Source organism: Paenibacillus sp. B2(2019) (assembly GCF_008370385.1).
Lineage (GTDB): Bacteria > Bacillota > Bacilli > Paenibacillales > Paenibacillaceae > Paenibacillus_AQ.
On the sequence record NZ_VTZR01000023.1, the window covers coordinates 54,922 to 65,331 of the forward strand.

The 10,410-nt window shown below is 44.7% G+C and carries 8 protein-coding genes and 1 rRNA gene; all 9 read right to left on the reverse strand.

All coding sequences use genetic code 11. The features are described 5' to 3' along the window. Positions 1-105: 105 nt before the first annotated feature. On the reverse strand, positions 106-843 hold the full coding sequence (pssA, locus tag PAENI_RS21275) for a CDP-diacylglycerol--serine O-phosphatidyltransferase (RefSeq protein ID WP_042192208.1): 738 nt from the start codon (positions 841-843) through the stop codon (positions 106-108). A 64-nt stretch (positions 844-907) separates the two neighbouring features. After that, positions 908-1,984 carry a DNA integrity scanning diadenylate cyclase DisA gene (gene disA, locus PAENI_RS21280; protein WP_042131246.1) on the reverse strand — a complete coding sequence of 359 codons (1,077 nt, stop codon included), beginning with the start codon at positions 1,982-1,984 and terminating at the stop codon, positions 908-910. 14 nt (positions 1,985-1,998) lie between these two features. Then, positions 1,999-3,366: a DNA repair protein RadA gene (gene radA, locus PAENI_RS21285; protein ID WP_042131247.1), complete on the reverse strand. Its 1,368-nt coding sequence runs from the start codon at positions 3,364-3,366 to the stop codon at positions 1,999-2,001. A gap of 192 nt (positions 3,367-3,558) precedes the next feature. Further along, a complete protein-coding gene (gene clpC / locus PAENI_RS21290) occupies positions 3,559-6,027 on the reverse strand; it encodes an ATP-dependent protease ATP-binding subunit ClpC (protein WP_042131248.1) in 2,469 nt (822 codons plus the stop codon). Between the two features lie 35 nt (positions 6,028-6,062). After that, a complete protein-coding gene (gene mcsB / locus PAENI_RS21295) occupies positions 6,063-7,127 on the reverse strand; it encodes a protein-arginine kinase McsB (RefSeq protein ID WP_042131249.1) in 1,065 nt (354 codons plus the stop codon). Between the two features lie 28 nt (positions 7,128-7,155). Beyond that, positions 7,156-7,680: a protein-arginine kinase activator protein McsA gene (gene mcsA, locus PAENI_RS21300; protein ID WP_042192214.1), complete on the reverse strand. Its 525-nt coding sequence runs from the start codon at positions 7,678-7,680 to the stop codon at positions 7,156-7,158. Positions 7,681-7,710: 30 nt separating this feature from the next. Beyond that, positions 7,711-8,172, reverse strand: coding sequence for a CtsR family transcriptional regulator (locus PAENI_RS21305; protein ID WP_042131251.1), 462 nt, complete (start codon positions 8,170-8,172; stop codon positions 7,711-7,713). A 387-nt stretch (positions 8,173-8,559) separates the two neighbouring features. Continuing rightward, a complete protein-coding gene (locus tag PAENI_RS21310) occupies positions 8,560-9,732 on the reverse strand; it encodes a GNAT family N-acetyltransferase (RefSeq protein ID WP_149646631.1) in 1,173 nt (390 codons plus the stop codon). A gap of 420 nt (positions 9,733-10,152) precedes the next feature. Beyond that, positions 10,153-10,269, reverse strand: a 5S ribosomal RNA gene (gene rrf / locus PAENI_RS21315). Positions 10,270-10,410 lie beyond the last annotated feature (141 nt).

Here is a 10,410-nt window from a genome sequence, read left to right on the forward strand (position 1 = left end):
TAAACTTGGGGTAGCGCTGGAATTGCAAAAAGGCTTTGCCATCCCCTAAGGACGACAAAGCCTCTAGCTATAATTATATTAGTTCAACCTTACTACAAGACTGCTTTAACCGTTCTTCGAGTGATACACTTTATCTTCAGAACGTCTTCTACGACGGTGACGGCGTCTGGCTGTCAATCGATCGATGTTTTGTTTAAAACCATATAACGCGTAAATCCCAAGTAAGACGAAGATTAGCTTAGCAATTTGTTCAGGGAACACAACAGCAACAGCCACGGCAACAACAATGACTACTGGCGCTCCGACAACCACTTTTTTAGGTAATCCAACCTTCTTAAAATTAGGATATTTAACAGTGCTGACCATCAAGTATGATAAGAGCAATGTAGCCACGATCATAAATGGAGCAGAAACATCTTTATTAAAAAGAGCTAATGTGGCAAGTACACCACCAGCAGCAGGAATTGGCAATCCGATGAAATAACCAGGAACCCCTGGATGAACATTAAAGCGAGCTAGGCGCAATGCACCAAACACCGGGAAAATTGCAGTTACTGTCCAGGCTAATGCAGAATTTAAATCATGCAGGCTTGAGACGTACATAATAACAGCCGGTGCTACTCCAAAAGAAACGACATCAGACAAAGAGTCCAGTTCCTTACCAAATTCACTCTCACATTTAAGTGCACGAGCAACTCGGCCATCCAATCCGTCTAACAGCATAGCAATAATAACCATGATAGCGGCCATGCTAACTTTACCGTCAAACGCCATCATGATACCAAACATTCCGAGCATCAAGTTACCTATGGTAAAAAGACTCGGAATTGATTTTTGTATCATTTCTTCACCTCAATTTTCTCACATTGGCCTTAAACAGCTCCAATATTACGTGATTGTATGTTATTTACATTTGCCTGTCAATAAGAACTTGCTTCTGTAAACGTTTGAGCCCATCCTGAATATTACGAGCCCGCACCTCCCCAATTCCGTCCACTTCATCCAGTTCAGCTATGCTTGCAGACATCAAATTAGGCAGCATTTCAAACCGCTCCACCAGATTATGAATGATCACATTTGGAAGCCGCGGAATCTTGTTGAGCAGACGATATCCACGCGGAGTAACCACCTCTTCGGAAGAAATTGCCGTAGAAGAGTAGCCCAGCAATCGAGCAATATGGTTGTCATCCATTAGGTCATCATCACTAATACGTTTGAGACCGGCAATAATTTCACGAATTTTATCTTCTTGCTCTTCCTTAGCATAGTCTCTGTATAGGAGCCATGCTTCTTCCTCAGTATTTCCAACCAGTTCTTCCATCTGCATGCTGATTAAGCGTCCTTCATTGCCTAGTTCATTTATATATCGTTTGATCTCCATTTTTATGCGTAGAACCATCTCTACCCGCTGAATCACTCCGACCACTTCAGCTACGGTGACGATTCCCTCATACTCCGAAGCAGACAAATTCGTCAGTCCTTGTGTAAGAACCGCTTTGTACTTTTCGAGGGTCTGAATCGCTTGATTAGCTTTAGCCAAAATAGCTCCGATTTCTTTTAACGCATACCGAATGGAACCTTGATACAGGGTAATAATATTGCGGCGCTGTGAAATAGAAACAACCAGTTTACCTGTTTGCTTCGCTACGCGCTCGGCGGTCCGGTGACGAATGCCTGTCTCGATTGAAGAGATGGACGAATCCGGAATTAGCTGTGTATTTGCATACAAAATTCGTTTCAAATCCTCACTAAGAATAATGGCACCGTCCATTTTGGCGAGCTCATATAAATAATTGGGCGAAAAATCGCAGTTAATGGAGAATCCTCCATCCACTACCTCCATCACCTCAGGACTATACCCAACGACGATTAGTGCTCCCGTCTTAGCGCGCAGCACATTCTCAAGACCTTCCCGAAAGGGTGTCCCCGGTGCCGCCAGTCTGAGCAGATCATTCATATTCTCTAATTGGTTATATTCTTTCATAATCCCTGTGCCCCCTAATCTAACGCGACCGATAGTGCATCTGCTACGGTACTGACGCCAATAATCTGGATATCTTGCGGGTGCTTCCAGCCCTTCAAACTTTTCTCTGGCATGATCACCCGCCGGAAGCCTAGCTTCGCGGCCTCCTTCACACGCATTTCCGCGCGTGAAACACCTCTTACTTCACCTGTAAGTCCTACTTCACCGAAGAAAACATCGTAAGGTTTTGTTGAAATATCACGAAAGCTGGAAGCGATACTAACAGCTACTGCTAAATCAATCGCCGGTTCATCCAGCTTCACGCCTCCAGCAACATTAAGGTATGCATCCTGATTTTGCAGGAACATGCCCATCCGCTTCTCAAGTACAGCGATAATGAGTGCCATCCGCTGGTGATCCATACCTGTGCACACCCGGCGTGGGGAGGGGAAATGAGTGGCAGCGATAAGAGCCTGAAGCTCAACAAGCACCGGTCTAGTCCCTTCCATACTAGCCACGACTGTAGATCCGGCTACGCCGAGTGGACGCTCCGATAAGAAGAGCTCCGATGGATTTTCTACTTCTGTTAGACCCACTTCACCCATTTCGAAAATGCCGATTTCATTCGTTGAACCAAAGCGGTTCTTTACAGCCCGCAGGAGTCTATACGTATGATGCCGCTCTCCCTCAAAATACAGCACACAATCCACCATATGTTCAAGCATCCGTGGGCCTGCAATAGCGCCTTCCTTGGTGACATGCCCAACGAGAACTGTAGCAATTCCCCGAATCTTAGCGATACGCATAAATCTTGTCGTACATTCCCGAACCTGGGTCACACTGCCTGGCGCACTAGTTACTTCTGGCATAAATACAGTCTGAATCGAATCGATAACAAGAAATTGCGGCTGAATTTGTTCAATCGCTTCTTCTATGCTTTCCATATTCGTCTCACATAGTACATATAGCTCAGCTGACAACGCACCGAGGCGATCCGCACGTAGTTTAGTTTGCCTTACCGATTCTTCGCCCGAAATATACAGCACTCGCAATCCCTGAGTTGTCAGAGCATGCGACGTCTGTAATAAGAGCGTAGATTTACCGATTCCTGGGTCTCCCCCTACTAGTACCAGCGATCCTGGTACGATCCCCCCACCGAGAACACGGTTAAGCTCACCTATACCTGTCAGTATGCGCGGTTCCTTGTCACTTTCTATACTTATGATCGATTGTGCCTTTTCTTTACTATGAAAAATAGGGGCATTCATTCCCTGTGTTTTGACTACGCTTTCCGTTTCCTCCACCATGGAGTTCCAAGCTTGGCACCCGGGACATTTTCCGAACCATTTTGGCGATTCGTATCCACAATCGGTGCAAAAAAATTTAGTTTTTGGTTTAGCCATTTGTTCTCCTTACGGTCCGAACTTTTAAATTGCGGATATTTTCTTCTAATGAAAGTTTACCATTTCTGCCCCTTTAACGAAAGGTCATTCGGAATTTGTACTAAATGTATATTTTTAAGTGATAAATTTATATTAAAAAAGCTTCCACCCCTCTATAAACTGAGGAGCGGAAGCTTTTTTTATTCCGTTTTTTTATTCGGATTCTACTTCTTTTTCAAGCAATGGCGCTACAGGAGCATCCACTTTGTTCACTACAAGTTCTCCGCCAACTTCATCAATGTTGAGCGAATCACCCTTTTGGATATTTCCTCTCAACAATTCCTCGGAAAGACGGTCTTCAATATGCTTCTGAATCGCACGACGCAATGGACGTGCACCAAAGGCTGGGTCGTAGCCTTCCTTAGCCAGGAAAGCCTTCGCCGCATCCGTGAGTACGAAATCAACATCATATTCACGCAGCCGCTTGCGCAGCTCATCAGACATCAACGTAACGATTTCAGCAATATGCTTCTCATCGAGGGAATGGAAGACGATGATTTCGTCAATCCGGTTCAAGAACTCAGGACGGAAGCTCTTCTTAAGCTCTTCCATAACCTTGCCCTTCATATTACCGTATTCTGCTCCAGCATCTTGCACAGCTGTGAATCCAAGTGTCGAATTCTTCTTGATCGCTTGTGCGCCTACGTTAGAAGTCAGAATAATTAATGTATTACGGAAATCGACTACCCGCCCTTTAGAGTCAGTCAAACGACCGTCTTCAAGAACTTGCAGCAGAATATTGAATACTTCTGGGTGCGCTTTTTCAATTTCATCAAGCAGCACTACAGAATAAGGTTTACGGCGTACCTTCTCGGTTAATTGGCCGCCTTCTTCATAGCCAACATATCCAGGAGGGGCTCCGACTAAGCGGGACGTGGAGTGTTTCTCCATGTATTCCGACATATCAATACGGATGACCGCATTCTCATCGCCGAACATGGCTTCAGCCAATGCACGAGCCAACTCAGTTTTACCTACACCTGTAGGACCGAGGAAGATAAAGGAACCCATTGGACGTTTCGGATCTTTAAGACCCGCACGCGCACGGCGTAGTGCCCGGCTAACTGCCTTAACAGCTTCGTCCTGACCGATCACTCGTTCATGCAGTAAAGCCTCCATGTTAAGTAGACGGTCGGTCTCCTCTTCCTTCAGCTTGCTTACAGGTATACCCGTCCAGCTAGCTACAACCTGTGCGATGTCTTCAGGTGTAACCTCTGAATCCGTGCGACCCTGTTTTTCTTTCCATTGATTCTTTGTCGTATCAAGCTCTTCACGGATTTTTTGCTCTGTATCACGCAAGGCCGCCGCTTTTTCAAACTCTTGACTCTGCACTGCGGAATCTTTCTCCTTGCGGATATCATCCAAGCGCATTTCAAGTTCCTTCAGATTTGGCGGGATGGTGTAAGAGTGAAGCCTTACTTTAGATCCTGCTTCATCGATAAGGTCAATCGCTTTATCTGGCAGGAAACGGTCCGGGATGTAACGGTCGGACAACTTCACTGCTTCCACAATAGCTTCATCTGTAATCTTCACACGGTGATGCGCTTCATAACGATCGCGAAGTCCGAAAAGAATTTGGACCGCTTCCTCTGGAGAAGGCTGATCCACCGTAATCGGTTGGAAACGACGCTCCAATGCTGCATCTTTTTCAATATATTTACGATATTCGTCAAGCGTAGTCGCACCAATGCACTGAAGTTCTCCACGGGCTAACGCCGGTTTCAGAATGTTAGATGCGTCAATCGCACCTTCCGCGCCACCAGCACCGATCAGTGTATGAAGCTCATCGATAAAGAGCACGATATTACCTGCTTGGCGAATCTCATCCATAATTTTCTTGAGGCGGTCTTCAAACTCACCGCGATATTTTGTTCCTGCCACTACTGAGCCCATGTCGAGCGTCATGACACGTTTGTCGCGAAGTGTTTCTGGGATTTCATTATTGATAATCTTTTGTGCAAGTCCTTCAGCGATAGCTGTTTTACCAACACCAGGTTCACCGATCAGTACCGGGTTATTCTTAGTCCGGCGACTCAGTACCTGAATAACACGTTCAATTTCCTTACTACGGCCGATAACTGGGTCTAGATTGCCTTCCTTAGCATAAGCGGTCAAATCGCGCGCAAGACCATCTAGGGTCGGTGTGCTGACGTTAGCCGGAGTCCCGCTATGACTAGAGGCAGCCTCGCTGCTTCCCAGGAGCTGAAGAACTTGTTGACGAGCTTTGTTCAAGCTGATGCCGAGGTTATTAAGCACACGAGCCGCGACACCTTCTCCTTCACGGATAAGTCCAAGCAAAATATGCTCAGTGCCAACATACGTATGACCCAATTTGCGGGCTTCGTCCATCGACAGCTCAATCACTTTTTTAGCGCGAGGAGTATAAGCAATGTTCGTAGGCTGTTCTTGACCTCTGCCAATCAGTGTCTCCACTTCGTCCTGGATTTTTTCAAGACCTAGCCCTAAAGCTATTAATGCCTTAGCAGCAATGCCGTCTCCTTCACGAATAAGTCCGAGCAAAATATGTTCTGTACCAATATTGTTGTGTCCTAAACGAACAGCTTCTTCCTGCGCCAGCGCTAGCACTTTTTGTGCGCGTTCCGTAAATCTTCCAAACATCATATCTCCTGCACCTCCATGAATAATAAATATCTATATTAATGTTGTGTTCCCAGTGTCTCTCGGAGCAGTTTTGCCCGATACATATCTCGTTCAGTAGCGTTCAGCTCATCGCCGAACATCTTTTGCAGAAATCCTGGCTGCGTCTTAACGTTAAGTTCATTAAGCACGGAAATCGAAAGACCTTCCAGAATGCCAAGGTCAACCCCAAGTCTCACATCAGACAGGCGTTGAGCAGATTCTTTAAGCTCCATAAGAGCTGCATAACATAAAATTCCGTAAGAACGCTTCACTCGGTCTGTTATTCTCAGGGCGGAATCAACAAGCAACCGTTCACGTGCATTTCGCTCATGCTCAATAATCTGGGTAACTACACTGTGAAGGTTCTCTATAATTTCACTTTCCGTTTGACCGAGAGTGATCTGATTAGAAATTTGAAAGATGTTCCCTACTGCTTCGCTACCCTCACCGTAAATTCCTCTTACAGTCAATCCCACTTGGTTCACTGCAGACAATATGCGATTGATCTGATGAGTCATTACAAGCGCTGGTAGATGCAGCATTACCGAGGCACGAAGCCCAGTACCAACATTGGTGGGACAACTAGTCAAATATCCTCTTTTATCATCAAAAGCGTAATTGACAGCTGCCTCGAATATATCATCGATCGCCGTCGCACGTTCCCATGCTTCTCTAACCTGAAGACCAGGAAACAGACATTGGATTCGCAGATGGTCCTCTTCGTTAATCATGATGCTGACCGACTCATCTTCATTTAATAAGACGGCCGCACTGCGCGAATCATTAGCCAAGTTAGGACTGATTAGATGCTTCTCAACCAATACCTTTTTGTCCAGTTCATTCACTTCATCAAGCTTTAGGAGTTGAAAAGATCCGAAATCTGCAGCTGCTTCCTCATGAAACACAGGAGCCAGTAGCTCTAATACTTCTTCCGATTGCTCTAAGGAAGCCAGCATTGGGAACGGAAGATGCTCTAGATTACGGGCAATACGCATACGACTGCTAATTACAATCTCGGAGTGACTACCTCCAGAACGCATCCAATCACTAAGCGCTTGTTCAGTAAATCGGAGACTTGACATGTCATATCCCCCCTATATATCAAAGACTTTACTCTTGTGCTATTTCTTTTTCAAGTTTACGAATCTGATCTCGCAGCTCCGCTGCTTTCTCGAATTCTTCTTGTGTAATACTTTGCTGTAATTCCTGCTTGAGTTCATCAATTTGGCGTCTAAACACAATCTGAGCTCCTGCACGTTTCGGAATCTTACCTACATGTGAAGTACTGCCATGCACTCGCTTAAAAAGCGGGTCCAGTGCACTGTTAAAATATTCATAACAGGAGCTACAGCCAAAACGGCCTAATTTGCTAAACTGGGAGTACGTCATCCCACAATTCTCACATTGCAGACTCTGCGTAGTCTTCGTTGCAGCCGACTTCTCCTTGCCGGCACCTTCAAGATCAAGCAGACCTGAGAGCAGACTGTGGATAGAGAATCCTCCAGCCGTTCCGGGAATGAGTTCACCCTTCTCCCGTGCACAGCTCTCGCAGATATGAAACTCCGTCTTCTCTCCATTCACGATCTTAGTGAAGTGGAGTGTTGCCGGCTTGACGCCACATTCCTGGCATTGCATAAGCGAAAGCCCCTCCCTTATGGTTGACAATTATTTGCCTAACAAAGAGATTAACATCGCCTTCATAATCTTGGCACGAATCTCATCCCGGTATGGAATCTTAACCGTTAGGCATTCCCGAGAAACAGCAGCGCGCATAAGGCACGCTTCACGCTTACTTAGAAAACCAGCTTCCTCCAGCTGATAAATCAGCCCTTCAGCAGCGTTCTGATCAATCCCGCCACCTATAGTATGGTTTAAATGGGCATGCAGTGCCACGTTAGGTGGTAATTCAAAACGTTGAATACGAATATATCCCCCGCCACCACGCTTACTTTCCACCACATAACCTTTTTCCAGAGTAAAGCGTGTACTGATGACATAATTGATCTGTGACGGTACGCATGAGAACTGGTCCGCCAGGTCATTTCGCTGGATTTCCACCGTACCTTCGGGACTTTCATGCAAAATATTCTTCAGATATTGTTCGATAATATCAGAGATATTGCGCATCACTCATCCTCCAGTGCTTAAATCTTTATAATACCGATTGCAACTTGCATTCATAATGACAATGGTCTTTAATTGAACTTAAACATTTGTGGATAATCCCACGTGTTCAGAGGATCGGATCGCTGTCATTATGCTTCGTTGACTTTGACTTTCTTTGACTTTTTAATATTATAACATATTCTGTGCTAATTCCAAGTGGATTCTCTTATTTTTCACTTTTTTCAGCGAATGTATTCGGAAATAAAGAACTCTCCCAACTTCTTTCGAAGGGGAGAGCCTAATTTTTGTCAAGTATAAACGCCTTCGGTATCCTTATTAGGGCGATAAGCGTTTATGCGAGAAATATAAGGATAATGTATAGCGTGAAACTTATACTTTGTTATATTTTTAAAAATGATCAAATAAAGCTGTCTGTGCTTGTGGAATAATTTCTTCAAACCATTCCAGTGCTGCTGCGTGGCCAGAGACACTTCCATAACGAGCCATCTCTGTTGGTCGTTTGTATCCAAGCATCAAGGCCGTCAAAGTGCCTATATCACAGCTCAAGTCTGCTTCCGCCCGTTCCCCTTCCACTCGTATCAAAGTAGCCGAGCCCTCATTAGAGATATTCCATGCCCATAACCCATCATTCCAAGGTGCATACTTATCTTCGATATATATAAGCTGCTTCTTTTGACTACTGTTTCCTCTGAAGGTGTAAGTTTCAATGAATGACTTGGCATTAACAATCCGCCCCATAAAATAAGGATAATTCTCTTGTCCTATACGTGGATCTGGCAGCAAGAAAGGTAACATGTCATCCGAAGGCACCAGCTTTAGGGATGCACCGGTCACCATCGAATCATGGTTCGCAAGAAATGTCCACAGCCCCTGCCGGGCTTGTTCATTCAAAAAAACAAATTCATCAATGACCAGTTCTCTGTTCTCTACCTTATACAGCACATATCCCTCTGGTTCACCACTCTTGGAGTAAAATACCGCACTCTTTCCTTCATCATCTAGAACAGAGTTCTCCCACCAATCCAAATCGCGCTTAAGTGTCCCGTTATAACTGACAGCGAATCGATTGTATAGGCTATCCAATACTTCGATATCTTTGATGTCCCGTTTAACCTTGCCCTCAACTTCAACCTTTTTGGGAAACTTCGCCACTGGAATAGAGTATTTCTTATATTCACAATAAACCTCCCAGCCAAATTTACGATAAAACGGAATCAAGAACGGGTGTAGAAAAGAGAGCGTTTGACCTGCCTCATTCATCGTATGCAGCGCATGAGACAAAAGATTTGCCACATGTCCTTGTCTGCGATTCTCTGGCCATGTAGCCACTCCTGCTATACCACCCATAGGTACCACTCTGCCCTGTATGTAGACTTGGAAAGGAATAATCGTCAATTTAGCTTCCAATGTTCCGTCCTCAAAAGCACCCCATACCTGTTCAGCCTTGAATCTTTCCTTAGCACTTGCCCTTTTTTCACTAGGAAGCTTGTACTGAAAAGCATATTCTGACAAGTTCATGCTTGCATCGAATTCTTCTGAACGTAACTGTCTTATTACCACAAACTCACCTCATCCTTTATAAAATTACTTTTAGGATAAGTATAACAAGAGCGTCAATTGTGCGCTAATCTATTGCATTATTTATAACTTTATTTTTAGTTATCCACAGCTCTATGCAGTTTTAAAAATAGTCTTGAAATCTTGTCACATCCAAGTTAAAATAGTTATCCACTTATCAATAGCTCTATCCACATAATCCCGGTTATATCCACAGCAACCCGTGTACTACTTAGGTTTTCTGTTGACAGATCCATATAAATATGTATTTAATCCACACTATTTAGGGATTATTTCTCTTTCAATCATCTATCCACATGTGCGTAACTCTTCTGCAAATCCAAATGTTTATCCACAAGTTTTCCACAGCCTATAATAAACGCAAAAAAGCCACTGTCGATTACTCAACAGTGGTCTAATTGTGCTTGGCAACGTCCTACTCTCCCAGGACCCTTCGGTCCAAGTACCATCGGCGCTGGAGGGCTTAACGGTCGTGTTCGGGATGGGTACGCGTGGAACCCCTCCGCTATCGCCACCAAACGGGCATTTACAGCGTAAATGCTCAGGCTTGATGCCTGAAAACTGAATCCGAATTGAATTTGCGTTTTAAGTATAGGATAAGCCCTCGACCGATTAGTATTGGTCAGCTCCATGCATTACTGCACTTCCACCTCCAACCTA

Excerpts from the sequence above, each read along its gene's own strand:
- pssA (WP_042192208.1), bottom strand. The coding sequence starts at position 843 with ATGATACAAAAATCAATTCCGAGTCTTTTTACCATAGGTAACTTGATG.
- disA (WP_042131246.1), bottom strand. The coding sequence starts at position 1,984 with ATGAAAGAATATAACCAATTAGAGAATATGAATGATCTGCTCAGACTG.
- radA (WP_042131247.1), bottom strand. The coding sequence starts at position 3,366 with ATGGCTAAACCAAAAACTAAATTTTTTTGCACCGATTGTGGATACGAA.
- clpC (WP_042131248.1), bottom strand. The coding sequence starts at position 6,027 with ATGATGTTTGGAAGATTTACGGAACGCGCACAAAAAGTGCTAGCGCTG.
- mcsB (WP_042131249.1), bottom strand. The coding sequence starts at position 7,127 with ATGTCAAGTCTCCGATTTACTGAACAAGCGCTTAGTGATTGGATGCGT.
- mcsA (WP_042192214.1), bottom strand. The coding sequence starts at position 7,680 with ATGCAATGCCAGGAATGTGGCGTCAAGCCGGCAACACTCCACTTCACT.
- PAENI_RS21305 (WP_042131251.1), bottom strand. The coding sequence starts at position 8,172 with ATGCGCAATATCTCTGATATTATCGAACAATATCTGAAGAATATTTTG.